We start from the raw sequence: 26,113 nt of genomic DNA, 5'->3' as shown, positions 1-26,113 counted from the left end.
GAAATGACCACAGTTTAAAAATATAAAAAGTAATATAAGTGTAACTTTAAATTTATAAAGTTGTATAAGTAATAGGATTGGAAAGGAAAAAATATGTATACTTTAAATGTATTAAATAGATTAAAAGATATAGCATATGATAAAGATATAAAATCTTTATCATATGCTGTGTTTCCAGGGACTCATTGTCCATTGTTTGGAGTTGTATTAACTGCATCATATATAAAAAACATGGCTCTTGTGATAGTAGGAACAAATGAATGTACTTATTATAGTAAAAACTTTGCATATCATAGACAGTCTGGTCAAGATAGTGTTTATTCAGTAGTTCTAAAAGATAAAGATATAGTTTTTGGTGCAGAAAAAAAAGTAATAGAAGCTGTAAAGTATATTTCAGAAGTTGAAAAGTTTGATGCAATAATGATAGTAACTACATGTGTACCAGAGTTAATAGGTGAGGATTATAATGCTTTATCTGAGGAATTGGAAGAACTGATAGGTATCCCTGTTTTAGCAGTTAATACCGAACATTATACTTGTAATTCTCATATAATTGGAATGACTAGAGCTTTAAAGAGTTTATCATCAGTTATGGAGAATCATACAAATAAAAAAGGTGTTAATATTTTAGGGCATAGACAAGAGAATGTAGAAGATACAGAGCTTGTAAAGTTACTTTTTAAAGAAGGCGTAAAAATAAATTGTGTAATACCATCTAAATGTACTATAAGAGATATAAAAAGTGCATCTAGTGCTAAATTAAATATAGTAACAGACATGATAGCATTGGATTTAGCTGAAGATATGAAAAATAAATTTGGAATAGAATACATATATTTTGATAAAAACATGAAAGAGTCAATTATAATGGAAAACTATAATAAACTTTGTAACATTTTAGATATAGATGTACAAGATGAATTATTAGAACAAAGACAAAAATACAATTTGTTATTGAATAAATGTAGACTTCTAATGGAAGGTAAAAAGCTAATTTATGGGAATACACCAATGATGGCGTTTGAAACAGTGGATTTCTTAACAGAATTAGGGTTAGTGCCAGAATTTATACAAGTGCGTGAACTATATGAACAAGATGGTTTATTTAAAGACAACATAATAAAAAAAGGACACAATCCATATATAAGCAGAATTGCGAATATAGCTCCACTTAGAAGTTTGTATGATACTATAAATGCAGATATTTATATAGGCCATGAAAATCCAATGTTATTAAAAGAAAAAGGACTTATGCAAATAACGTTAGACGAACATGCACAAAAAATAGGGTTTGAGCTTCCAATAGGCATAATGGAAACTTTAATTAAATTGTTTGATGTGGAGAAAGTTACAAGAAAGGAAGTGATTTAATATGGAAGTATATAAATATTTTCCAAATCCTTCTGATAGAATGGGAATAATATTTACAGTATCATCAATAAGTGAAGCCTGTGTCATAGAATTTGGCCCATCAGGAACAACTCACTATGCGATAGAAGCAATTGGAAGTTTAAATGGAGAAGACAAAGCAAAGATTTATTCAACTCATATGAGTGAAAGTGATGTTACGTTTGGAAATTATGATAGATTAGAAAAGGCTATAATTGAAATAGATAATAATATTAACCCAAAATATATATTTGTAATGGCTTCATCTGTATCTTCTATTATAGGTGTGGATATAGTAGGAATTTGCAATATCATAAGTGATTCTGTAAACTGTAAGTTAATCCCAATTACAACAGGTGGATTAAGAGAAGATTATAATCAAGGAGTTGAAGATTTTCTTTATATATTAGCAAAGGATGTAGTAAAAGAGAGCAATGAAAAAATTGATAGTTTTAATATAATTGGATGTAATATAGACCAATATAACTTTTTATCAGATTGTGAAGAAATTAAAAGGATGATAAAGACTTTTTTCAAAAAAGAAGTAAATGTAACCTTTACATCATACACATCAATAGATGAAATAGAAAATGCATCTAAATCTAGTTTAAATATAGTACTTAGGAAAGAAGGTATTAAAGCAGCCACTTTTATGAAGGATAAGTACAATATACCTTATGTGTATAAAAAGCCTTATGGAATAAAAAATACTGAAGAATTTATTAAAGACATACAAAAAGTAACTATGTGGGATTTGGATAAAAGTGCTTATGAAGATGAAGTATCTAACATAAAAAGACAAGTATTTAATATAAAAAGGAAGTTTTATTTTTATAAGGAAAGCAAAAAATGTGCTGTATTTGGAGATTATGACACTGCTTTAGGATTTAAAGATTTATTGAATGAATTAGGTCTTGAAGTTGATAGAGTTAATATATTGCATAATACAGATTGTAATGACGAATCTGTATATATTGGAAATAATGAGTTAGAAAGAAATAAATATTTAAAAGAAAATGAGTTATTGGTTTTATTTGGAGATGGTACTAGTATTGATATGAGTCACAATTCAAAGTTAGATATACAGATAAGTAATCCAAACCTAAAAAGTGTAAATATATATCCATATACACCATTTATTGGATTAAGAGGAGTGCTTTACATAATTGAAAGAATACTTAATATATCACTATAAGATAGATTTATTAAAAGGTTAATACATATTTTCTCACAATAATTTATGAATTCTGTTAGGATTTGTAAGATATGGGATATAATATAAATAAGTAAATTTTATAAATAGATAATTTACTTGCTTTATTTTAATTATGTTGGAGAAGTGGGGGAATAGGTTATGGAAAGACTAATGGAGCTTTTAGAAAGAAAATTTTTAAAAGATGTAGAACTCTTAGAATTGGAAGATATAGAAAATGTAGTAGAGTGTAAAATGACACAGCCATACAATGCTCACTATAATGAATACTTAGTAAAAGTGAAAAATGGAGATATAATAGAAGAATATTTTGTGTATTTAAAACATAGATAGATGTAAAAGAGGTGTGTATTTTATTTGTAATATTACAAAATAAATACACACCTCTTTTAGTATTAGAGTGTAAAACTATAAAATTTTAATTTATATCTATTTTATAGTTTCAACAATATCAGTTAATATTGAGTCTAAATCATTGCTAATGTCTGTAACACCATTATGAGTAATATCTATGATTTCTTTAGTCATAGGAAGTTCACCTAGAAGTTTTAAATCTAAATCATTTAAAAACTTTTCAGTAGATTCACCATCAAATAGTTTGATTTTTTTAGAACAATCAGGACATTGAATATAACTCATATTTTCAATAACTCCAAGAACATTTATGTTCATTTTTTTAGCCATATTAACAGCTTTTGATACAATCATAGATACCAAATCTTGAGGAACTGAAACCATAACTATTCCACTTATAGGTATAGATTGCATAACTGTTAATGCAACATCTCCAGTGCCTGGGGGCATGTCTATAAGTAAATAGTCTAGTTCTTCCCAAAGTACATCAGTATAAAATTGTTTTACAACTCCTCCAACTAGAGGTCCTCTCCAAACAACAGGTTCATTTTCGTCATCTATCATAAGATTTATAGACATTACTTTTATGTTATTTGAATTTTCTACAGGATAAATATAAGAACCATCAGAATAAGCTTTTACATTTTTTAGACCCATAAGTCTAGGAATACTTGGTCCTGTTATATCAGAGTCTAATATACCAACTTTATATCCCATTTTATTTAGTTTATTAGCAAGTAAAGCAGTTACAGTCGATTTACCAACTCCACCTTTCCCACTCATAACACCAATTATTTTTCCAAATTTATTGTTAGGGTTATTTTCAATAGAACAATTTGATTGACTATTACAATTTCCCTTTGATGGACATGAATTACAATCTGCCATATCTATTACCTCCAATGTTTAGTATTTATTAGATTATTTGTAACCTACATATACTATTTTAGTACAATTAAACAATAAAGTCATTATTTAAAAGGAACTTAGAATATTTTCTATTAATCAAATAGTAATTTATTATAAAAAAAAGAAGGTAATAAAAAAATATAACCTTCTCAATAAAATGGTTGTTTCAATTGACCTATAGAGTTTAATCATATAAACATATAGGAAATATTTCAATATATTATACATAAATGGTCATTTTATAAGTATAACTGGGAATTATATATATTTTTTATAGAAGTTTGTTGAAAAACAATTAAAAATCATGAAGAAAAAAGATATAATTAGAAATGTAGTGATAAATTTAAAAATGTGGTAATAAATATTTTACTAAAAATGATAGCATTGAAATATTTTAAATAACATCAGGAGGTATATAGATGGAAATAAAACCAAGAAGTGCAAAAGTAGAAGAGTTTGATAAAGTAACAGGATTAATAAACTATGTGTTTAGAATATCAAGAAACTATAAGCCAACTATGGTGGAAGAGTTTCCCCTTTTATTGAATAAAGATAACATAGAAAATATGATTATAATATCAGAAAATGAAAAAGTAGTTTCAGATGTAAACTATTTGGTACAAGATGTATCTATTCAAGGAAATAAACTAAAGGTTGCAGCTATAGGTGGAGTATGCACACATCCAGATTATGAGAAGAAGGGATATTCATCTAAAATACTAGATAAAGCAGAAGAAAAAATGTTTTCTGATGGTGTAGATGTTTTAATTATTTCAGGGACAAGAAGTTTATATAGTAGAAGAAACTGTAGTGTAGTGAAGAGTTTCTATAAATATACAATAAAGCCAGAAAATATTGAAATACCATATGAAATAGTTGAATTTGATGAAACTAATTTTGAAAAAGATGCTGATTTAGATAAAATGATTGAATTATATAATCAAAATAGTACTAGATTTATAAGAACGAGAGATGAATTTAAAAAATTATTACATGCAGCTACTATTGCTTGGGGGCCAATTGATTATAAGAAAGTATTTATAAAAGAAAATAGTAACATAATAGGATATTTAATAATAAGAACAATAAAAAAAGAAGGTTCTATTATAGGAGAAGTAGTTGAAATAGGAGTGAATAATATAAATGTTGAAAATGTATTAAAATATGTTACGAATAAATTTGGTTTAGAGTATTTAGACTATAAGGTACATGTAAGAAATCTAAAGGACCAATTAGAATGTAATGAACTAAAGTCTTTGGATTATCAACAAGGAACAATTAAAATAATAAATTACAGTAAATTATGTGATAATTTAAAAGGTTATTTTAATCAATATGTAGATTCTGAACTATTAGAGCATATTGAATTTAAACAAGTTGAAAATAAATATATCATCAAATATAAGGAAGAGGAGCTTATGATAGAAAGTTTAGATAAACTTAATAAGCTATTTTTCGAAAGAAATGAAGAACAATACAATGAATTTAAACATTTAAAAAAAATATATGAATTTACTACAAAAGTATTTCCTATAGATTTTCCATGGACTGCAAATTTAAACTACCAATAATTATTATACTTTTTACCTAAGATTTAAAAGAAATGTTCTTAAAGATGGTTTAAAGAAGTTGATTCAATTAGCCAATCAAAGAAGAGATTACCTACATCAAGTAACTTGAGTATAAAGTTATTTAGTATGGAAGATTAGTTCAATGAGTGTTGGAAAAGTACTTTTATGAAGGAATTTGAAAGGATGAGTATTATATGGACATACTTGAAAAAATAGCAGAATGTATATTAAATATGGGTGTAAATAATATAGAAGAGTTAGTAAAAGACGCTATAGAGGAAAATATTAATGTAGAGGATATATATGAATATGGGTTAAACAAGGGTATGATAGGTGCTTTAGATAAATTTGAGAGTAAAGAATACTATCTTTCAGAAGTGATAGTATGTACAGATGCATTAAACAAAGGTATTAGCATCTTAAAGGGCACTGGAAAGATAAAGAAAAAATCAAAGGGAGTAATTTTAATGTCTGTAGTAGAAGGTGACACCCACGAGATTGGAAAAAATATTGTAAAAGTAATGGTTGAAGCTACTGGATATAAAGTAATTGATTTAGGTGTAAATAGAAAAAGCGAAGATATAATAGAAGAAGCTATAAAAAACAATGTAGATATAATAGGTTTATCTTCAATGATGACAACGACAATGGAAAACATGAAATCAGTAATAAATAAGCTTAATAGACTTAATTTAAGTAAAAGGCCAAAGGTAATAATTGGTGGAGGTCCTGTAAGTATGGATTTTGCAGAAGAGATAGGTGCAGATGGATATAGTCCAAATGCTCCAAAAGCAGTTAAATTAATAGACAAACTTATAGGAGGAGAAATTTAGAATGTTTTCAGATATGACTTTATTGCAATATATAAATAGTGAAGATAGAGGATTTTTCCTGCCTGATATGGGTACAAATGGTTTATTTTTAATAAATAAAAAAGCATATGAAGTATATGATAGTGTAGATTTACAATTGGAATTAGCAAGAACTATGGACAAATATTTTGAATCAGATTTTATATATTCATTTTGTGATGGAATTACATTTTGTGAGACTCTGGGCTTAGAGACACTAAGACCAGATTACGATTTTCCAAGTGTATTGACACATACAATAACAGATAGTGAAAAGTTAAGAAAATTAGATGTACCAGACCCTTATACAAGTGGACGTATGCCACTCAATCTAGAAAGCTTGTCACTAATATCAAAAACTATAAAAAAACCATTATATGAATCAATACAAGGTCCATTTACTCTTGCAGGTCAATTAGCTGGGGCTACACAACTTTTAAGGTGTATAATAACTGATAAAAAATTTGTGGAGGAGTTATTAGAATTCACTACTGAGTTAGTAAGGCGATATGCTGTGGCTGCAAATAAAGCAGGTGCAAAATATATTTCAATAGCAGAGCCAACATCAGTAACTTTAAACAAAGCTAGATTTGATGAATATATAGTAAAAAATTTAAATGAGATATATGATGAACTTGATTGTTGGAAAGGTATGCATATATGTGGAGACACAAGAGAGTTGTTAGATAATATGTTGAGTTGCAATATAGATGCAGTAAGTTTAGACCAAATTCTAGACTATGAAGAGATTGCACCAAGAATTCCAAAAGATATAGTTTTAATTGGAAATTTAGACCCAATAAAACTTCTTGGACGTTCTACACCTGATAAAATCACAAAGGAAACACTAAAGTTGTTAAAAAAGATGAGAAAGTATGATAATTTCCTATGCGATTTTGGTTGTAACTGTTTAAATACAACACCAGTAGAAAATTTACAAGCAGCCATAAAAGCAGGCAGAATTAGTTATAAAGAATTAGATAGGATTGATATGAATGAGTTGGAATAACAGTAAAAATATGCCTTATTTAGAATTTATAGATTTAGAAAATATTTATATAAATAAAGATACAGTGCTAAAGTTTTTGGGATATTCTAATAGAAAAGTTCCAGAAATGATTAATGAAATAGTTGAAGAAGAAATAAAAAGTATAAAAAGCATATTGAATATTAAAGTTTATATAAGTGAAATTGATACTGATAAAATGCCTAAAGAGTGTAAAAAGGCATTTGCTATTTTATATACTATAGGAGATAAAATTGATATTAAGATGAACGACTACATGAAAAATTGTAATATGATGGCAGGTCTAGCACTAGACAAAATAGGTGTAGTATGTTTAGATTACATTAATGAAAAAATAAAAATGTATTTAAAGGAAACCTATAGTAATCTCAATATATCATACGAGATATATCCAGGAGATAAAGATTTTAAAGTTGAAAATCAAAAAGACATTTATGAATATATAAAAAATAAATACAATAATTTGGAAATAAAAATCAATGATTATCATCAATTGGCTCCTATAAAAAGTGTCGCGATGCTCATATTAATGGGTGATAAGGAAAATACTGAATCAAGATGCAGTAAATGTATTAGAAAGTGTTTTTAGAAATTTTTACAAGATTAAAGTTGATATTGGCAAGTTGCAATAATTTTTTTAGCTTAAAGATACGCTAGCTAAAAAAATTATTGCAAAATAATAAGATTCTACTTATAAATTATAATAAATTTTTTAATTCAATGAGAGTGTTTATTTCATAAGTTGGTATAGAACTAGTATAATTTATACTGTTATTGGAGTTTAACCAACAAGTATCTATTCCTGAATTTATTCCTCCTAATATATCTGAAGTTAAACTATCACCAATCATCAAAGCCGAAGTTTTATCATAACACTTAAACTTTTTAAATGCATATTTAAATATTTCTGGATTCGGTTTTGATACTTTTACTTCTTCTGATACAATCATTCCATCAATATATTTTTTTATTTCTGAGTTTTTAAGCCTATTATTTTGGACTTTAGAAATTCCGTTTGTTATTATGATAATTTTATATTTACTTTTAAGGTATGGCAATACATCAAGTGTACCTGGCATTAAAAAAGTACATTCTGACAAAAGATTTAAGTACATTTTACTAAGAATTATAGGGTCAACATTTAATTTCATTTCCTTTGCAAAAAGTTCAAATCTAAGTAGCTTAAGCTCATCTAAAGTTATAGTGTTTTTTTCAAGGTCAAGCCAAAGCTTATCACTTATATTTCTATATATTTTTATACATTTTTCAAAGTTAAAATCCAATCCAAATTTAGATAAAAGTTTCTTGAAAGCATAAGATTCACTCTTTTTAAAATCAAATAAAGTATCATCTGCATCAAAAAATATAAATTTATATCTCTTCATAAGGTATACCCTTTATAGTATAACTGCAAAAACTACTTTACTTTCACTATTAGAATCATTTTGCCATTTGTGCTTTGTTCCTAGAGGAATCTTAACACTATCACCTTTGAATAGAGTAAATTCATCATCATCCATAAATAGTTTGACTTCTCCTTCTAAAATGTATGCAATTTCATCTCCATTATGAGTAATTCTATCAACACAAGAAGATGTATTTGGAGCCAAATCCATAATAGCAAATTCTAAGTTACCACTAGAATCTGGAATTAAAACTTCATATACAACATCATTACTTCCAGGTAAAATAACTTTCTTTCTACTATCGCGTCTCACTATTAAACTTTTTTTATCTACTTCAGATACAAAAAATGTAAATAGAGGAACATTTAGAGAAGAGGCTATAGATTTTAATGAGTTTACAGATGGATTAGCAAGACCTCGTTCTATTTGACTCAATAATGATGGTGTAACATCTGCTAGTTTTGCTAAATCTCGAATACTTAGATTTTGTTTTTTTCGAACTTCAGCTATTTTTTCTCCTAAATTTAAATCATTCATATAAATATCCTCTCTTTTTCGTTTTAAAAATATTACTTTAAAATAACCTAAATAAAAAGATTATATAGTATGAAATCATTATAACATATAAGATATAATTTTGAATAAATAATGTTAAATCTAATTGAATAAATTAAAATATAATTGACAAGTGGATACAGAATACTTAAAATATATTTAAATAAAATTAAATTAAGTAAAAAATAATTAACTTACTTTAAGATAGGAGGGAATAGTGTGCAAATAACAACTTTTGGAGCTATATTTGGCTTATTAGTAGCAATTATTTTAATTATAAAGAAATTTCAAGCTGTATATAGTTTAATGTTAGGGGCATTTGTTGGGGGAATAATTGGAGGAGCGAGTATAACAGAAACTGTAGATTTTATGGCAACTGGAGCTATGAATATCTCACCATCAATTCTTAGAGCTTTAGCATCAGGTGTATTGGCTGGAAGTCTAATAAAAACAGGAGCAGTTGATAAAATATCAGAACAAATCGTAAAGATATTAGGAGAAAAGAGAGCCTTACTTTCTATAGCTGCTTCAACAATGGTACTTGCAGGAGTAGGTGTAAATTTGGATGTATCTGTAATAACTGTAGCACCAATAGGCTTATACATAGGAAGAAAATTAAACTACTCTAAATTAGCAATACTTTTAGCTATGTTAGGTGGAGGTAAAGCAGGTAATATAATATCACCAAATCCAAATACCATTGCGGTAGCAGGAAATTTTTCTGTAAATCTATCTAGTGTTATGATAGCAAACGTAATTCCAGCAATTGTTGGTATTGTGATTACAGTTGTTTTGGCAAGTTTATTAATAAATAAAGGAAACAAGGTGGAATCATATGAACTCTTGGAGCAAAGAGAGGACTTACCAAGTTTGTTTAAGTCATTCTGTGGTCCAATTGTAGCTATATTTTTATTGTTTTTAGGAAATATATCACCTATAGTAATAGACCCTATGGTTGCACTTCCTATAGGAGGAGTAGCGACCTTAATAGCTACAGGAAATTTGAAGAATACAAGAGAGTATTTATCTTTTGGATTATCTAAGATGCAAGGTGTATGCATATTATTACTCGGAACAGGGACTATTGCAGGTATTATACAAATGTCTGAATTACAACAGAGTACAATAGGTATACTACAATATTTAAATATGTCACAATTTTTATTAGCACCAATTTCAGGTATACTTATGTCACTGGCAACAGCATCATCAACAGCTGGAGCTACTATAGCATCATCAACTTTTTCTGATGCTATATTAAGTGGTGGATTATCGCCAATTTCAGGTGCATCAATTGTTAATGCAGGTTCTAGTGTATTTGAACAATTACCACATGGTTCATTATTTCATACTAGTGCAGGTAGTATAAATATGGATATAGGTGAAAGATTTAAATTGATTCCGTATGAAGCACTAATAGGAATAGTAATGACTATAGTTTCAACATCTATACAATTAATCTTATAATAAATATAAATATTTAATGAAAAAAGTAGGATTTTGTTATTAAATATTGAATTTATATAAAAAAGAAAGATTGGAGTTTTAAGGTGAATAAAAAAAAGATAGTAATTATAGGGATTATTTATTCATTTTTAGTTGTAGTTTTACTCGCAAATATGTATGTAGGTATGGAGTATAATTTGAATATATTTGAATATGTTAAGAAATCACTTCCATTTACAGAAGAGGAAAAACAATGGCTAAAAAAACATGAAAATTTAGTTTATAGTTCTGACCAGAGCTCTCCTCCTCTTAGATATAAAGGTCAAGAAGATGGTCAATACAAAGGAATTGTTGTTGATTTAATTAATTCCCTATCAATCCAAATAGGGAGAGATTTCTATTTTAAACCAAATACATGGTGGAAAGAATCCTTTGTAAATCCAGTGGATGATAGTATAAGATTTTTTGACTTAATTCCATCAAAAGAAAGAGCAAATAAGTTTGTATTTACTGACCCAATTTATACGTTAAGCGCAAATATATTGAAAGATAAAAAATCACAGAATATAAATAGTTATAGAGATTTAAAAGGAAAAACAATAGCAATACCAGAGGGTGACTATTCTATAAACTTTTTGAAACAAAGAGTTGATAATATAGATATTGTGTTGACTCCAGATATAAAGACTGGAGTCAATTATTTAATGTCAGGTAAAGTAGATGTAGTTGTTGGTGATGAACCAGTACTACAATACTATGTAATAAACTATGAACTTTCAGATAAATATAGTATTTTAAATACTCCTATTTATACCAAAAAGGCAGTTCTCGCTGTTCCTAAACAATATGAAGAATTAGTTGGTATTTTAAATAAGGGAATTTTTAAACTTCAGAAAAATGGTGTATATAAAGATTTAAATAAAAAATGGTATTCTATATATAATGAAGTTGATGATGTATTATATGATAGAGGAGTCATACCAATCATTTATATTTTTATAGGCATAATTTTGATATCTATTTATATTTTTTATAGTTATACATATTTATTAAAAATAGAAATAAAAAGGAAAACAGAAGAAGTAATAGAAAATAAGAAGGCTTTAGAGGCTACATTTAATAGTATCACAGACATAATAATGCTTATAGATGACAATTACAATATAGTTGAATCAAATAAAGTATTCTATGATTTTATCAATGAGACACAATATAAAAAAGAAGAATTAATTGATATAATAAAAAATATTATTGAGAATACATTTTCTGAAAATACACATGAAACAAGTGAAATAGAATTGAGTAATAAAATTTTGAAAATAAGTACTTTCCCTGTAGAATATAAAAAAAATAATGTTGAATATATAGTAGCTTTAATTAAAGACATAACTAATGATAAAATAATAGAAGCAAAGTTGTTGAGAGATAATAAAATGATATCTATAGGGCAACTAGCTTCTGGAGTAGCACATGAGATAAGAAACCCTCTAGGAATAATAAGAAATAATTGTTATCTTTTAAAAGATAATGTCACTATAGAAGAGGTAAATGATTGTGTAAAATCAATAGAAAGTAATGTAGATAGAGCAAGTAATATAATAACGAACTTATTAAATTTTGCAAGAATATCAGATGATAGTTTAGAAAATATAAATATAAGAAATTTTATTGAAAATATAGTCAAGCTTCAGTATAAAGTTTTACAGTTAAAAGATGTTGAAATAAATATAAACTGCAATAAGGATTTAGTGTGTTACATAAATGGAGAGTCTTTAAAACATGTATTTATAAATTTAATATCTAATTCAGTAGATGCAGTACATAAAGGCGGTAAAATTATTATAAATTGCTATGTGAAAGAGCGCTGTTTATTTATAGATTTTAAAGACAATGGTGATGGTATAAAAGAAAACGTTTTAAAGGATATATTTAATCCTTTTTATACTACAAAGCCGATTGGTGAAGGAACTGGATTAGGATTGTATATTACATATAATGAGATTAAAAAGAATAACGGAGATATAAGTGTCAAAAGTCAATTGGGAGTTGGTACTTGTTTTTATATAAAAATTCCACTAAATAAAGAGGTGACTATATGATGAAGATACTAGTAGTTGATGATGAATTAGAGTATGGGACAATAATGAAAAAAATTTTGCAAAAGAATGGATATGTGGTAGATATAGCACTAAGTGGAGAAGAAGCTGTGAGTATTATCAAAAAAAATAAAAATTATGATTTGATTTTGTCTGATGTTATGATGAAAAACATGGATGGAGTACAACTTTTAGATAAAATTAAATCTATTAATAAAAATATAGAAGTTATATTAGTTACTGGATATGGAAGTATTGAAAATGCAGTTGAAGCCATGAAAAGAGGAGCTTTATCTTATTTTATAAAAAGCAATCCTATTGAAACTTTATTAGAAGAAATTGAGAAAGTAAAAACAGAAAAAGAAGTAGTTTGTACACAAAAAAATAATTTGGACTTTACTTTAGAATCTAAAAATAAGGATTTTAATAATATAATAAAAATCGCAGAAAAGGCTGCTTGTAAAGATGTAAATATACTAATTCTTGGAGAATCTGGTGTAGGAAAAGATGTTTTAGCTAGATATATACATAGTCTAAGTCCAAGAAGAGATGAAATATTTGTACCTGTAAACTGTTGTTCTTTTTCTGAAAACTTATTAGAATCTGAGTTATTTGGACATGAAAAAGGTTCTTTTACTGGAGCAGTAGATAATAGAAAAGGCAGATTTGAACTTTCAAATAAGGGCACTTTATTTTTAGATGAAATAGGAGATATACCTCTAAATGTACAAGTAAAATTGTTAAGGACACTTGAAGATAAATCTATAGAGAGAATAGGAAGCAACAAGTCTATTAAAGTTGATTTTAGATTAATTTGTGCAATGAATAAAGAACCTAAAATAGAAATACTAAATGGTAATATAAGAGAAGATTTTTTTTATAGAATAAGTACAATAACAATAACTATACCACCTTTAAGAAATAGAAGAGAGGATTTAAATACACTTATAGACTTTTTCTTAAATAAATACCAGATTGAACATGATAAAAAAATATCCTCAATTGATAAAGAAGTAGTTGATTTTTTAATAAATTATGATTATCCAGGTAATATAAGAGAATTAAAAAATATAATCAATAGATTAGTAGTTTTAAGTGAAGGAAGTAAGTTATCAAAAGATAATTTAAACTTAATATCAAATAATATAAACATAGATGATAAAATAAGTATTAGACCTCTAAGAGAAATAAGAAAAGAATTTGAGTGTGAATATATTGAAAAGGTTCTATCTCTATGTGGAAATAATATTTCAAATACAGCAAAAAAATTGGAGATTAGCAGAAGACAATTAACTAATAAAATATCAGAGTACAATATTAAGTGAGAAAAAAACTTCTCATATACTGAGCAAAAAATTTCTCACAATTATTAAAAGATAAGTAGAAAAATTCTACTTATTTTTTTTATTATAATTTTTAAATTTAAGACTTACAATAATTATAGGTAAATTCAATGTTTATATAAGTAAAAAATGAAAATATCTATAGCATTAACATAAAAAAGCTATATTTTAAATAATTGGCATATAAAATGCTTTGTATATAAATAAACGTAATAATAGATATTTTTAATTGCGATTAAATGTATTAAGGGGGATTTTCATATGAAGTTAGAGCTAGGGAATATATTTATAAAAAACGTTGAATTTGGCGAGAAAACAGAAGTAAAAGATGGCATATTATACGTGAATGGTAAAGAAATAGAACAGATAGCTTTAGAAGATGAAAGAATTGTAAGTGTAAATGTTGAACTTGCAAGACCTGGTGAATCAATAAGAATAGCACCAGTTAAAGATGTTATAGAACCTAGAGTTAAAATTGGAGATGAAAGCAAAATATTTCCTGGAATTATTAACAAAGTAAAGACTGTAGGAAGTGGAAGAACTCATGTCCTTTCAGGAACTTGTGTTATAACTTGTGGAAATATAGTCGGGTTTCAGGAAGGTGTAATTGATATGAGTGGTCCTACTGCTAAATATACACCTTTTTCAAAAACAAATAATGTATGTATTGTTATAAAAGCAAAAGAGGGAATAGAAACTCATGATTATGAAGAAGCAGCTAGAATAGTTGGATTAAAGATAGGCGCCTATATAGGAGAAGCAGGCAAGGAAATTGAACCAGATGAAATAATAGTATATGAAACAAAACCACTATTAAAACAAGTGAAAGAATATCCAGACCTACCAACAGTAGCATATGTTCATATGTTGCAATCACAGGGACTTTTACATGATACTTATTATTATGGAGTTGATGCTAAACAAATAGTTCCAACATTTATGTATCCAACTGAAATAATGGATGGAGCCATAATATCTGGTAATTGTGTTGCACCATGTGATAAAGTGACTACTTTCCACCATTTAAATAATCCAGTTATACATGACTTATATAAAAGACATGGAAAAGACTTAAATTTTATAGGTGTAATTTTAACTAATGAAAATGTATTTTTAGTTGACAAAGAAAGAAGTTCTGATATGGTTGCAAAGTTAGTAGAATTTTTAGGGGTTGATGGAGTATTAGTAACAGAAGAAGGATACGGAAATCCAGACACTGACCTTATGATGAATTGTAGAAAATGTAGTGAAGTTGGAGCAAGTGTAGTTTTAATAACTGATGAGTTTCCTGGAAAAGATGGAAAGAGTCAATCTATAGCAGATGCTACTAAAGAGGCAGATGCACTTGTTTCTTGTGGTCAGGGAAACTTAGTAGTCCATTTTCCTGCTATGAAAAAAGTTATAGGAACTTTGGATTATGTTGAAATGATGATTGGTGGGTATAAAGGATGCTTAAATGACGATGGAAGTATGGATGCAGAATTACAGATTATAATAGCATCAACTATAGCAAATGGTTACAATCATTTGACAGCAAGATATTATTAAATAGATATTTGAGTATAGGTTATTGTTAATACCATTATTAATTTAATTGATGTAATAACTATAAAGTGATTTGGAGGATTAAGATATGAGTAAAATCAGAGTTGTTCACTATATAAATAATTTCTTTGCTGGTATAGGAGGAGAAGAAAAAGCAGATATTCCACCAGAAAAAAGAAAGGGAGTAGTAGGACCTGGAATGGCATTTCAAAGTCAATTCAAAGATGAAGCAGAGATAGTTTCAACTGTAATTTGTGGAGACACATATTTTGGAGAAAATATTGAAAATGCTACTAGAGAACTTTTAAAAATGATAAAAGAAGAAAAACCTGATTTATTTATTGCAGGGCCAGCATTTAATGCAGGGAGATATGGAGTAGCCTGTGGAACTATTTGTAAAGCTGTTGAAGAAGAATTAAATATTCCTGTAGTTACAGGAATGTATAAAGAAAATCCAGGTGTAGATATGTTTAAACTAGATTTACACATAATAGCTACAGGAAATTCAGCAGCTAGTCTTAGAAAGGTAGTTCCAATAATGTCAAGACTAGGGATTAAATTAGTTAAGGGTGAAGAAGTAGGACCTCCCGAAGTAGAAGGATATATAATGAGGGGAATAAGAAAAAATTTCTTCCATGAATTTAGAGGTTCTGAAAGAGCAATTGAAATGCTGGTTAAGAAAATGAATGGAGAACAATTTGAAACTGAATATCCAATGCCAGAATTCGATAGAGTTACACCTGTAAAGGCTATCAAAGACTTATCTAAAATAAAACTTGCATTAGTAACTTCTGGGGGGATAGTTCCAACTGATAATCCAGATAAAATCGAATCTTCAAGTGCTACTAAGTATGGTATTTATGATTTAACAGGTATGAATTCTATGTCAAATAAATATTTTACAACTATACATGGAGGTTATGATAGAGCATATGTACTTGAAAATCCAAACTTAGTTGTGCCATTAGATGTGGTTAGAGAATTTGAAAAAGATGGTGTGATTGGAGAGTTGGCAAATTACTTTATAACCACTACAGGTACTGGAACAAGTGTGGGTAATTCTAAGAGATTTGGAGAAGAATTTTCTAAAAAATTGGTAGAAGATAAAGTAGAGGCTGTAATTTTAACATCTACATGAGGCACTTGTACTCGTTGTGGAGCAACGATGGTAAAAGAGATTGAAAGAGCAGGTATAGCAGTTGTCCATGTTTGTACTGTAGTACCAATATCACTTACAATAGGAGCAAATAGAATTGTTCCAGCAGTAGGTATACCATACCCACTTGGGAATCCAAAGCTAGGAGAAGAAGAAAGTAAAAAAATTAGAAAGAACATAGTTTTAAAAGCCTTAAATTCATTAAAAGAAGATGTAGAAGACCAAACAGTATTTGAATAATAAAAATATAGCACAACACTTAAATTAAAATAGATGTCATGAAATAGTTTTTAAAAATTATTTTATGATATCTTTTTTTATTAAGTAATTTTAAGTAATTTAAAAATATTAAATATATTTGTTTGTTTTTAAATTTACTAGAATGGAAAATTAAATTTAGAGTATTGATACATAAATTTAAATTAGATATACTATGAAACGTAAAGTTATTCACTTTGGAACATATATTAAGCATACTAGAACAGATTAATTGAAAGAAAGAAGTTAACTTTATATAATAAAATAATATGAGAAAGAAGGTGTTACATATTGATTTCAATTGCTATTTGTGATGATGAATCGTATATGCTAAATGATTTAAAAGAAAATATAGAGCTATATATGAATAAAAATAATTTATTATATAATATAGAGCTTTTTGATAAAGCTGAGACTCTATTATATAATCATGAATTATTTGATATTATCTTTTTAGATATACAGATGGAAGGTATTAATGGAATGCAAGCAGCTAAAAAACTAAGGTCATATGATAATGATTGTTTTATAATTTTTGTGACAGTTTTAAAGGAATTTGTATATGATGCTTTTGAAGTAGATGCTATAAATTACTTGCTCAAACCATTATCTAATGAAAAACTATCTAAGACAATGGATAGAATAATTATAAAGCTGGATAGTAATGAAAAAAATTATATAACAATACAAAAAGGGCACTCATATTGGAGGTTAAAAATAGCAGATATTTTATATTGTGAAGTTATAAAAAGAAAGATTTATATCCATTTAAAAAAAGAAATTATTGATTATTATGAAACTATTGATAGTCTAGAAAGAAGTTTACCAATAAATTTTTTTAGATGTCATCGTAGTTATATAATTAATTTACAAGCTGTATATAGCTATGAAAATGGTAATGTAGTTATGGAAAATGGAGATATGATACCTGTTTCTAGGTTACGTCAACAAGAATTTTCTGAAGCTATGCTTGAAAATATGAAAAATAGGAGGAGATAGCATGGCTAATTTATCTTCTTCTAATGTATTATTAGAATATAGTATTTTGTTCGTTTTTGCAGTAGATAGAAGTCTAATGGCAGTATTGCAATATTACTTTCTAATTAGTTTTACAAATACTAAGTCGAAATTTGGGGACTGTAGTTTATACTTGTTAGTATCAGTTTTGTCAATTAGTATAAATACATATTTTAATTTATATAATTTATTTTATTCACGGCTTATATTTTTTCTACTGACTTTTTTGTTTGTAAAGTATGTAATAAAAAAATCTACAGTTTTATCTATAGTATTATCTCTATTAGTATATATAATTGAGCAGTTAGCATATGGATTTATAGCTCCATTTAATTACTTACTATTTATAAATAATAAAGATATAAATATTTATAAATTTGTTATAAATACAGAGATTTCATTTTTTATTACGATTATAATAGTTGGATTTATATATTGGTATAGTGCTAAAAAATTTAATATTAAAACTGTAAAATTTGATAGATATTCAATAATTTTGATAATGCCATTGTTACTCATAATATTATTTTGGCAATCATTTGAGCATACTGGTTATTCAAGTTCAATGATAAATATCGATACAAAACTTCAAACTGTAAAATTATTAATGAATACATCTCTTACTAAAGAAATTCAAGCTTTCCTTTTTTCTTCAATTGGAATTATATGTGTTTTTTTCTCTTTATTTGAGTTTAAGAAATTGATGCAATATTTAAAAGAAGAGAAAAATAAGGCGATTTTAAACCAACAAATTCATTCTCAAAAAAATTACATTGAAGAAGCAAAATCTCGATTGTCACAAACGATGTCTTTTAGGCATGATTTTAATAATCATTTAGCTATTGTAAATGGATTGCTAAAAAAAGGCGAAATTTTAAAAGCACAAGAGTACCTAAATAAACTCGAAAAAATAACCAGTGACCTATCATTTTCTTGTAATACAGGAAATGTTGTAATTGATGCCCTTTTCAACAATAAATTAAGCATAGCAAAACAATTAGGAATACAGGTGGATTGTGACGTAATTATACCAAGTAATACTAGTATAAATGATGTTGACCTCTGTATAGTATTTGCCAATGCTATTGACAATGCAATTAAAGCTTGTAAATTTGTAGATAAACGAAATAGATATTTAAAACTATCAACTAAACTAGATGGTGGATTTTTTATGATAGAAATAAGGAATAGTTATAATGCAGCAAATAATTACACAAGTGGTTCAGGTATCGGAATTTCAAATATAAGAGAGGTTGCTAAGAAATACCAGGGAGCTATAAGTATAGAGAATACATCAGATTATTTTCAAATAAATATATTACTAATTATTTCATTACACTATACTGACATTTCAGAACAATTAACTTGAAAATAGAATTTGTAACCAATATTATATATGTAAATAAAAGTATATATAAATGAAAAATTTAACATATAGAAATAGGAGGTTACTAAAATGAAAATTGAAAGTATAAGTGGTCAGACACCAAGGATGTCTAATATAGACAGTTCAGGTAATAACCAAAGTGAAATACAAAGTTTAGAACAGCAAAAAAAAGTATTGCAAGAAGAATTGGAGAAAGTTAAAAACGATAAAAGTATTGATAATGAAATGGCTAAGTCAAAAATAGAAAATTAAAAAAAAGAAATAAAAGAAATCGAAAGTAAAATTCAAGAATTAAAAGAAAAGAAAGCACAAGAGTCAGAGGGAGGACAAAATACTGTTTCTGAAGTGAAGAATAGTACATTAGATAGAAAAGAAGAAAATTCTAATAATAAAAATGCAAAAACACCATATGATATTTTTGAAAAAAGCAATGAAGAAGAACAATGGGACAATACTTATAGTCTTGTTCAAGACGATAAAAATTTAAAAGTAAAATTTAATAGACCTATATAGTGTATCTAGAAAATCAACTTGTTGAAATATTAATTAGTATTTTATATTCTTAAGGAATAATTATATAAATATATTAAATGTAAATAAATATACTATATTTATACAAATTTAAATATAGCTTTATAACTACTATTTATGAATTTCTATTTTAAATTTTATACCAAATATAAATGTCAGTGGCTATCTTCTTAAGATTACTTATGGTTCTAATACAAATGTTTTTAATGCAAATAAAAAAAGAGATTTTAAAATCTCTTTTCTTATTTTTATTTTATATTAATTATTTTTTAAATTTATATTTTTTGCATCAGATTTTCTAATAGCTAAATCAAATCCTCTAAATCTAATCACTATAGGATCATTAAGAGGGGCTATTTTTTTTACTTCAACTTCAGTGCCATCTATTAATCCTAAAGCAAGAAGTCTCTTCATAAGTTTTTCATTCCCAGCTATATTATCTATAATTCCCTTTTGTCCAAGTTTTAAGTTGTAAACAGTCATTATTAACACCTCCTAATGAAAATCATTATCAAGTTCTATACTTATAATATATAATAAAAAAGCTAAATTGTCAATATATAACAAAAAATAAACATACTAGCTTAGTATGTTTATAAAAAATAGTATACAAGGGATACTAATGGCATCTAGTAAAAAACCACTTACTAAGGGAACAACCAAAAACGCTTTTGGAGAATCTCCGTATTTTTGTGTTAAAGAGCTCATATTGGCTAAAGCATTTGGAGTAGCACCTATTCCATGTCCAATTAAGCCACTTATTATGATGGCAGAATCAAAATCTTTTCCAAGTATCTTAAAACAAATAAAGATTGAAAATAAAATTATAAAGATTACTTGAAAAGTTACTATTAGAAGAATTGGAGGCAATAATGTTGATAATTCAAATAAATCTATATTCATAAGTGATAATGTTAGAAAAATTCCTAATGAAAGTTCTTTTAGAAACTCTATAAGTTTAAAATTTAACTCCAGTATATTTATTTTGTCATTTAAATTTCTAAAAATAACTGCTGAAAACATACAAGTCACAACAGAAGGTAAAAGAATGTTACATGTCATATAAAATATTCTGCTTATAATTTCTCCTGTATTTATACAAATAAATATAAGAAGAACTTGCTCCAAAAATATAGTAGGAGTTATCTTTTGGGACGAGTTATTTTGGATTATTTTATTCCTGTTTCTAAAAAATTTATTCATTACTCTCATTGAATCTTTTTTATATTTAAGGCTTGATAAATCTGCTTTTGTTGAAGGTTGCAATTTATACTTTTCTATTAGAAATCTAGCAACAGGGCATCCCAATATCCCGCCTATAATAAGACCTATTGTTGCAGCCGATAAGCCAACTCCAACTGCACCATTTATACCAAGACTTTCTATTGTAAGCCCAAATGCAGCCGAGTAACCATGACCACCTTCCATAGATACATTACCGCACATAAGTCCTAAAAGTGGTTCAAGTTTTATAATTTTTGATATTGATATGGCTATGATATTTTGACAAAATGCTAATATTCCACATAAAATCCAATATCTAAATAATACACTACCACCTTTTTTTATAAGGTTTATGCTTATTTCAAGTCCAATAGTTGTAAAAAAGAAAGTTATGAAATTTGGCATTAAGTTTCCACTCACAGAGATGTCTGCTATATGAAAGTATTTAAGAAATAAATTTAAAAAACAAAATAATAGACCTCCTATTACTGGTGCAGGTATACAGAAGTTATTTAAAAATTTAATCTTATTCTTTAACAGATTACCAATTAAAAAGAATAGCATAGATAAGGTTAAAGTTTGTATAGTATTAAAAGTTAAAGTAATCAAAATAAGTCCTCCTTTGTAATTTAAAAATTTAAAATTGCCTTTATATAATTTAAATTATTATGTAATGGAATTTTTACTATCAAATGTATATTAATAAATGTATATTAAAAAAAATCAATGGATATAATTAGATAATTATAAATTAAATGAGAATATTTTACTAATACACAGCTTTTAACATGAAAAATTTTAGTATATTGTTATAATAGAAATAAGACTTAAAAACTTATCAATAGAATATATTATTTATAAGTATAAAAGGAGGATAAAATGTTTGAAAATTTACCTAAGATAGAATTACATTGCCATTTAGATGGAAGTGTTAGAGTAGAAACTATATTTGATATAGCACTTAAAGAGAAAATAGACTTACCATCAGATAATATTGATGAAATAAAAAAATTATCAAAAGTTCCACATGATTGTACTTCACTTGATGAATATTTAAAAAAATTTGATTTACCTCTAAAAGTTATGCAATCTAAAGAAAGTTTAAAAAGAATTACTTTTGAACTTTTGGAGGATGTAAGTAAAGAAAATATTAAATATATAGAAATTAGATTTGCCCCATTACTTCATACTCAAAATGGGTTGAGCGCTAAAAGTATAATTGAAAGTGTGGTTGAAGGAATTAGAGATGCTGAAAGTGTTTATGATGTAAAAGGGAATTTAATATTAGGTTGTATGAGAACAATGACCTCAGAAGAGGCATTGTTGGTGATTGAAGCAGGTAAATCTTTTATAAATAGAGGTGTTGTAGCAGTAGATTTATGTGGTCCAGAGAAGGACGGATTTTGCAGTGAATATGAAGAAGCTTTTAAATTGGCAAGAGATTATGGATATAAAGTTACAGTACATGCAGGAGAAGCTGCAAGTGGAAAAAATGTACTAGATGCTATAAATATTTTAAAGGCAGATAGAATTGGCCATGGTATAAAAATTAATGGAGAAAAAGATGCATATGATTTAGTTAAAAATAAAAAAGTATTACTGGAAATATGTCCAACCAGTAATGTACAAACTAAGACAGTAGATTCTTATAAAAGTCATCCATTTTACGATTTTTATAAAGATAATTTGAATGTAAGCATAAATACTGATAATAGAACTGTGTCAGATATAAGTTTAAATTCAGAACTAAATCTAATATTTGATATATTTAATCTAAATTTAGAAGACTATAAAATAATTTATAAAAACACAGTAGAAGCAAGTTTTGCAGATAAGGAGACTAAAAAATATTTATACAGTCTAATTTAGTAGGTTAAATGAACTATAACTTTAAATCAATTAAGTAAGTTAATTAAATTTGTATTTTAGAGTAGGAGATAAATTTGAAAAATTATAAAGAGATTTCTTATAATGAATTAGCAAAAAAAGAATTAGAACAATGGAAGAAAGATATATTAAAAAAACCGTCTATATTTGATAAGGCGTCAAAAAATATACAAAATAAATTCAATGGAGTCTTGCCAGATAAATACCATGAAATAATGACTTCTTCAATAAAAGGAATGACAAAAACTGTATTGTTTGGATATAAATATGCGACAAAGACACCAATTAGAAATATATCTTTAGAGGAAAGGGAAAAGCTAGTTGATGAAAAGTCTAAAAATTATAAAACTACAGCAATGATTGAAGGAGCAGGTACAGGAGCTGGAGGGATTTTTTTAGGGCTTTCTGATTTTCCTCTACTTTTAGGTATTAAGATAAAATTTTTATACGATGTTGCTTCAATATATGGATATGATGTCAAAGACTATAGAGAAAGAATTTATATACTAAATATATTGCAGTTGGCCTTTTCTAGCCAATCTCATATAAATACAACATTTAAATTGATGGATAATTGGGATGAGTATATAAAAAATTTACCAAATGATATCAATGATTTTGATTGGAGAACATTTCAGCAAGAATACAGGGACTATTTAGATTTAGCCAAATTTTTGCAACTAATGCCTGGAATAGGAGCATTTGTAGGATTTTATGTGAATGGAAAATTAATTGATAAATTACATGAAACAGCAGTATTTGCTTATAGATTGAGGATTAGAGAGTTTAATTAATAAGTGTTAAAATTTTAAAAGTGACTATAAAATATATCTATATATATATTGATTTGCATTGATAAAAACAATGATGAGTGAAAGGTAAAGCATGATAAAATCTAATGTAGAGGTTTGTATTTTAATGGAAATATTTAAGTTTTACTGTTTAAAATACAAAATGAATTATAAAGAGAAGTAATTGGGAGGAATGTTTTCATGGCAAATTTACCAAAACAATTTGATAGTTTTAATGAAGCTAGACAAAAAGGATTTATAAATGCAAAGGAACTTAAAGAAAGTGGGAAAAAAATGGTTGGAGTGTTCTGTACATTTACTCCAGTTGAAATTCCAATGGCAGCAGGAGCAACAGTAGTAGGTGTTTGTGGAGTTAGTGAAGAACCAATTCCAGATGCAGAAAAAGTGTTACCAAGAAATCTTTGTCCTTTAATAAAATCAAGTTATGGACATGCAATAACAGATACATGTCCATATTTCTATTTTTCTGATTTATTAATAGGAGAAACTACCTGTGATGGCAAGAAAAAAATGTATGAAGAACTTGCAAAGGTTAAACTAACATATGTAATGCATTTACCAAATACTGCAAAAGGTGAGTTTGCTTATAAGCTTTGGAAAGATGAAATGATAAAATTAAAAGATGAAGTTGAAAAGTCTTTAGGAGTGACTATAACAGAAGATGATATAAGAGCTGCTATAAAAGATAAGAATGAAGAAAGAGAACTTCTAAAAGAGTTTTATGCACTTGGTAAATTACAGCCATCTGCACTTACAGGTCTTGAACTTCATAATGTTCTATATCAAGCAGGTTTTAAATTTGACCGTGCTGAACTTAAACAATCTTTAAGAAAAGTTATAGATGATATGAAAGAAAGATATGAAAAAGGAGAATGTCCAATTACAAAAGATAAACCAAGAATTCTTATAACAGGTTCTCCAATTGGTGGAATAAGTGAAAAAATAGTTAAAACTTTAGAAGATGCTGGAGCATCAGTTGTTGCATATGAACTTTGTGGAGCTATAAGATCAAATGATTTATTAGTTGATGAAGAAAATGAAGATGTGTATGATGCTTTAACACAAAAATACATAAATATAGGTTGCTCTTGTATGATGAACAATGACCATAGAATTGAACTATTAGATAGAATAATAGATGAATATAATGTAGATGGTGTAATAGATGTAGTTTTACAAGCCTGTCATACATTTAATATAGAAAGTTACAGAGTAAGAGAATTTGTTACAAAAGAAAAAAATAAGCCATTTATGTCTCTTGAAACTGATTATTCAAAATCAGACACTGAACAATTAAGAACTAGATTTGAAGCGTTTGTGGAGATGTTATAGGAGTAAATAATAGGAGGGTTTATGTTTAGTATAGGAGTGGACTCAGGGTCAGTAGCAACAAAAGGTGTGTTATTTGATGGTCAAAAAATTGTCAAAAAAATAATTATACCAACTGGATGGAGCCCTAAAAGTACATCTAAACAAGTTTATGAGTTGTTAAGCGATGGAATTGATAAAAAAGATATAAAAAAAGTAGTAGGCACAGGTTATGGCAGAGGAGTAATGGACTTTGCTGATAAGAAAGTAACCGAAATAACGTGTCACACTAGAGGAGTTTACTTTTTAAATGAGAATGTAAGGACTATTTTAGATGTAGGTGGCCAAGATAGTAAAGTTATAAATTTAGATAGAGATGGAAATGTATTTAATTTTATAATGAATGATAAGTGTGCTGCTGGTACTGGTAGGTTTTTAGAAATTACTTCTAATCTTTTGGGGAGTGATATAGAAAGTATTGATACACTAGCTCAAGGAAATGAACCAGTTAATATATCTAGTATGTGTACAGTTTTTGCAGAGTCAGAAATAGTAAGTCTCTTAGCTCAAAATATTTCTACTGGAGATGTAGCAGCAGGAATACTTAAATCTATTGCAAATAAGTCAACATCAATGCTAGCAAGAGGAGAAATAGTAGATGAAATTGCATTTACTGGAGGCCTTGCAAAGAGTAAAGTGTTAGTAAAAATGATAGAAGAAATATTAGATAAAAAAATATTTATTGCAGAAGATACTCAGATAATGGGGGCTCTAGGAGCTGCAGTAATTGGATTTAAATAAAAATATCTCAAATAATAAAATAAAAAG

25 protein-coding genes are annotated in these 26,113 nt (G+C 27.0%); 20 read left to right on the top strand and 5 right to left on the bottom strand.

From position 1 onward, the window contains the following. Positions 1-93 precede the first annotated feature (93 nt). From IC214_RS08560 to IC214_RS08550, 3 genes are all read left to right on the top strand, one after another. On the top strand, positions 94-1,371 hold the full coding sequence (locus IC214_RS08560) for a nitrogenase component 1 (RefSeq protein ID WP_227433228.1): 1,278 nt from the start codon (positions 94-96) through the stop codon (positions 1,369-1,371). A gap of 1 nt (position 1,372) precedes the next feature. Beyond that, entirely contained in the window at positions 1,373-2,584 is a 1,212-nt protein-coding gene (locus IC214_RS08555; RefSeq protein ID WP_227866497.1) for a nitrogenase component 1, read from the top strand. Between the two features lie 159 nt (positions 2,585-2,743). Continuing rightward, a complete protein-coding gene (locus tag IC214_RS08550; protein WP_227433230.1) occupies positions 2,744-2,935 on the top strand; it encodes a hypothetical protein in 192 nt (63 codons plus the stop codon). Between the two features lie 96 nt (positions 2,936-3,031). Here IC214_RS08550 and IC214_RS08545 read toward each other — a convergent pair whose 3' ends face one another. Next, entirely contained in the window at positions 3,032-3,844 is an 813-nt protein-coding gene (locus IC214_RS08545) for an Mrp/NBP35 family ATP-binding protein (RefSeq protein ID WP_227433231.1), read from the bottom strand. 440 nt (positions 3,845-4,284) lie between these two features. Here IC214_RS08545 and IC214_RS08540 point away from each other — a divergent pair, with 440 nt between their 5' ends. From IC214_RS08540 to IC214_RS08525, 4 genes are all read left to right on the top strand, one after another. Then, a complete protein-coding gene (locus IC214_RS08540; RefSeq protein WP_227483228.1) occupies positions 4,285-5,436 on the top strand; it encodes a GNAT family N-acetyltransferase in 1,152 nt (383 codons plus the stop codon). 194 nt (positions 5,437-5,630) lie between these two features. Continuing rightward, positions 5,631-6,269 carry a cobalamin-dependent protein gene (locus tag IC214_RS08535; protein WP_227483227.1) on the top strand — a complete coding sequence of 213 codons (639 nt, stop codon included), beginning with the start codon at positions 5,631-5,633 and terminating at the stop codon, positions 6,267-6,269. A gap of 1 nt (position 6,270) precedes the next feature. Then, the gene (locus IC214_RS08530; RefSeq protein WP_227866496.1) at positions 6,271-7,296 is read left to right on the top strand and encodes a uroporphyrinogen decarboxylase family protein; all 1,026 of its coding nucleotides are present in this window, start codon (positions 6,271-6,273) and stop codon (positions 7,294-7,296) included. Further along, positions 7,283-7,903 (top strand): hypothetical protein, encoded by a 621-nt coding sequence (locus IC214_RS08525; RefSeq protein ID WP_227483225.1) that lies wholly within the window; start codon positions 7,283-7,285, stop codon positions 7,901-7,903. The genes IC214_RS08530 and IC214_RS08525 overlap by 14 nt, the downstream gene beginning before the upstream one ends. A gap of 109 nt (positions 7,904-8,012) precedes the next feature. On the opposite strand, the gene IC214_RS08520 is transcribed toward IC214_RS08525, so the two are convergent. Both IC214_RS08520 and IC214_RS08515 read right to left on the bottom strand, forming a co-directional pair. Beyond that, positions 8,013-8,699, bottom strand: a complete 687-nt coding sequence (locus IC214_RS08520; RefSeq protein ID WP_227433236.1) for a YjjG family noncanonical pyrimidine nucleotidase — start codon at positions 8,697-8,699, stop codon at positions 8,013-8,015. A 12-nt stretch (positions 8,700-8,711) separates the two neighbouring features. Continuing rightward, positions 8,712-9,257, bottom strand: coding sequence for a helix-turn-helix domain-containing protein (locus IC214_RS08515; RefSeq protein ID WP_227433237.1), 546 nt, complete (start codon positions 9,255-9,257; stop codon positions 8,712-8,714). A gap of 237 nt (positions 9,258-9,494) precedes the next feature. Between IC214_RS08515 and IC214_RS08510 the strand changes: the two genes are divergently transcribed. From IC214_RS08510 to IC214_RS08470, 9 genes are all read left to right on the top strand, one after another. Beyond that, the gene (locus IC214_RS08510) at positions 9,495-10,742 is read left to right on the top strand and encodes a GntP family permease (RefSeq protein ID WP_227433238.1); all 1,248 of its coding nucleotides are present in this window, start codon (positions 9,495-9,497) and stop codon (positions 10,740-10,742) included. An 83-nt stretch (positions 10,743-10,825) separates the two neighbouring features. Further along, positions 10,826-12,820 carry an ATP-binding protein gene (locus IC214_RS08505; protein WP_227433239.1) on the top strand — a complete coding sequence of 665 codons (1,995 nt, stop codon included), beginning with the start codon at positions 10,826-10,828 and terminating at the stop codon, positions 12,818-12,820. Further along, the gene (locus tag IC214_RS08500; RefSeq protein ID WP_227823835.1) at positions 12,817-14,142 is read left to right on the top strand and encodes a sigma-54-dependent transcriptional regulator; all 1,326 of its coding nucleotides are present in this window, start codon (positions 12,817-12,819) and stop codon (positions 14,140-14,142) included. The genes IC214_RS08505 and IC214_RS08500 overlap by 4 nt, the downstream gene beginning before the upstream one ends. A gap of 279 nt (positions 14,143-14,421) precedes the next feature. Continuing rightward, entirely contained in the window at positions 14,422-15,708 is a 1,287-nt protein-coding gene (gene grdG / locus IC214_RS08495) for a sarcosine reductase complex component B subunit alpha (protein ID WP_227851054.1), read from the top strand. Positions 15,709-15,793: 85 nt separating this feature from the next. Further along, the gene (gene grdF / locus IC214_RS08490; protein ID WP_227866495.1) at positions 15,794-17,101 is read left to right on the top strand and encodes a sarcosine reductase complex component B subunit beta; all 1,308 of its coding nucleotides are present in this window, start codon (positions 15,794-15,796) and stop codon (positions 17,099-17,101) included. A 309-nt stretch (positions 17,102-17,410) separates the two neighbouring features. Then, positions 17,411-18,118 carry a LytR/AlgR family response regulator transcription factor gene (locus IC214_RS08485; protein ID WP_227845221.1) on the top strand — a complete coding sequence of 236 codons (708 nt, stop codon included), beginning with the start codon at positions 17,411-17,413 and terminating at the stop codon, positions 18,116-18,118. A gap of 1 nt (position 18,119) precedes the next feature. Then, positions 18,120-19,505: a sensor histidine kinase gene (locus IC214_RS08480; protein WP_227866494.1), complete on the top strand. Its 1,386-nt coding sequence runs from the start codon at positions 18,120-18,122 to the stop codon at positions 19,503-19,505. 87 nt (positions 19,506-19,592) lie between these two features. After that, on the top strand, positions 19,593-19,775 hold the full coding sequence (locus IC214_RS08475) for a DUF5320 domain-containing protein (RefSeq protein ID WP_227866493.1): 183 nt from the start codon (positions 19,593-19,595) through the stop codon (positions 19,773-19,775). A gap of 93 nt (positions 19,776-19,868) precedes the next feature. Beyond that, entirely contained in the window at positions 19,869-20,036 is a 168-nt protein-coding gene (locus IC214_RS08470; RefSeq protein WP_227866492.1) for a hypothetical protein, read from the top strand. Positions 20,037-20,312: 276 nt separating this feature from the next. Here IC214_RS08470 and IC214_RS08465 read toward each other — a convergent pair whose 3' ends face one another. After that, positions 20,313-20,537: a FeoA family protein gene (locus IC214_RS08465; protein WP_003423664.1), complete on the bottom strand. Its 225-nt coding sequence runs from the start codon at positions 20,535-20,537 to the stop codon at positions 20,313-20,315. A 96-nt stretch (positions 20,538-20,633) separates the two neighbouring features. After that, positions 20,634-21,887, bottom strand: coding sequence for a sodium/glutamate symporter (locus tag IC214_RS08460; protein ID WP_227433248.1), 1,254 nt, complete (start codon positions 21,885-21,887; stop codon positions 20,634-20,636). Positions 21,888-22,157: 270 nt separating this feature from the next. On the opposite strand from IC214_RS08460, the gene add reads away from it, so the two are divergent. The 4 genes from add to IC214_RS08440 all read left to right on the top strand — a co-directional run bounded on the left by add (position 22,158) and on the right by IC214_RS08440 (position 26,086). After that, on the top strand, positions 22,158-23,147 hold the full coding sequence (gene add / locus IC214_RS08455; protein WP_227866491.1) for an adenosine deaminase: 990 nt from the start codon (positions 22,158-22,160) through the stop codon (positions 23,145-23,147). A gap of 74 nt (positions 23,148-23,221) precedes the next feature. Next, a complete protein-coding gene (locus IC214_RS08450) occupies positions 23,222-23,959 on the top strand; it encodes an EcsC family protein (RefSeq protein WP_227866490.1) in 738 nt (245 codons plus the stop codon). Between the two features lie 198 nt (positions 23,960-24,157). Next, entirely contained in the window at positions 24,158-25,309 is a 1,152-nt protein-coding gene (locus IC214_RS08445) for a double-cubane-cluster-containing anaerobic reductase (RefSeq protein ID WP_227866489.1), read from the top strand. 21 nt (positions 25,310-25,330) lie between these two features. Further along, positions 25,331-26,086: an acyl-CoA dehydratase activase gene (locus IC214_RS08440; protein WP_227433252.1), complete on the top strand. Its 756-nt coding sequence runs from the start codon at positions 25,331-25,333 to the stop codon at positions 26,084-26,086. The last annotated feature ends 27 nt before the right edge of the window (positions 26,087-26,113 follow it).

The sequence above is a fragment of the Clostridioides sp. ES-S-0190-01 genome (genome assembly GCF_020658275.1).
In the GTDB taxonomy this organism is placed as follows: Bacteria; Bacillota; Clostridia; order Peptostreptococcales; family Peptostreptococcaceae; genus Clostridioides.
The sequence above is the reverse complement of the archived record's forward strand: the minus strand, read 5'-3'. Positions and strand labels throughout refer to the sequence as shown.

Bases quoted from the DNA above. Each gene is read 5' to 3' on its own strand.
- IC214_RS08560 (WP_227433228.1), top strand. From the start codon at position 94: ATGTATACTTTAAATGTATTAAATAGATTAAAAGATATAGCATATGAT.
- IC214_RS08555 (WP_227866497.1), top strand. From the start codon at position 1,373: ATGGAAGTATATAAATATTTTCCAAATCCTTCTGATAGAATGGGAATA.
- IC214_RS08550 (WP_227433230.1), top strand. From the start codon at position 2,744: ATGGAAAGACTAATGGAGCTTTTAGAAAGAAAATTTTTAAAAGATGTA.
- IC214_RS08545 (WP_227433231.1), bottom strand. From the start codon at position 3,844: ATGGCAGATTGTAATTCATGTCCATCAAAGGGAAATTGTAATAGTCAA.
- IC214_RS08540 (WP_227483228.1), top strand. From the start codon at position 4,285: ATGGAAATAAAACCAAGAAGTGCAAAAGTAGAAGAGTTTGATAAAGTA.
- IC214_RS08535 (WP_227483227.1), top strand. From the start codon at position 5,631: ATGGACATACTTGAAAAAATAGCAGAATGTATATTAAATATGGGTGTA.
- IC214_RS08530 (WP_227866496.1), top strand. From the start codon at position 6,271: ATGTTTTCAGATATGACTTTATTGCAATATATAAATAGTGAAGATAGA.
- IC214_RS08525 (WP_227483225.1), top strand. From the start codon at position 7,283: ATGAGTTGGAATAACAGTAAAAATATGCCTTATTTAGAATTTATAGAT.
- IC214_RS08520 (WP_227433236.1), bottom strand. From the start codon at position 8,699: ATGAAGAGATATAAATTTATATTTTTTGATGCAGATGATACTTTATTT.
- IC214_RS08515 (WP_227433237.1), bottom strand. From the start codon at position 9,257: ATGAATGATTTAAATTTAGGAGAAAAAATAGCTGAAGTTCGAAAAAAA.
- IC214_RS08500 (WP_227823835.1), top strand. From the start codon at position 12,817: ATGATGAAGATACTAGTAGTTGATGATGAATTAGAGTATGGGACAATA.
- grdG (WP_227851054.1), top strand. From the start codon at position 14,422: ATGAAGTTAGAGCTAGGGAATATATTTATAAAAAACGTTGAATTTGGC.
- IC214_RS08480 (WP_227866494.1), top strand. From the start codon at position 18,120: ATGGCTAATTTATCTTCTTCTAATGTATTATTAGAATATAGTATTTTG.
- IC214_RS08475 (WP_227866493.1), top strand. From the start codon at position 19,593: ATGAAAATTGAAAGTATAAGTGGTCAGACACCAAGGATGTCTAATATA.
- IC214_RS08465 (WP_003423664.1), bottom strand. From the start codon at position 20,537: ATGACTGTTTACAACTTAAAACTTGGACAAAAGGGAATTATAGATAAT.
- add (WP_227866491.1), top strand. From the start codon at position 22,158: ATGTTTGAAAATTTACCTAAGATAGAATTACATTGCCATTTAGATGGA.
- IC214_RS08445 (WP_227866489.1), top strand. From the start codon at position 24,158: ATGGCAAATTTACCAAAACAATTTGATAGTTTTAATGAAGCTAGACAA.
- IC214_RS08440 (WP_227433252.1), top strand. From the start codon at position 25,331: ATGTTTAGTATAGGAGTGGACTCAGGGTCAGTAGCAACAAAAGGTGTG.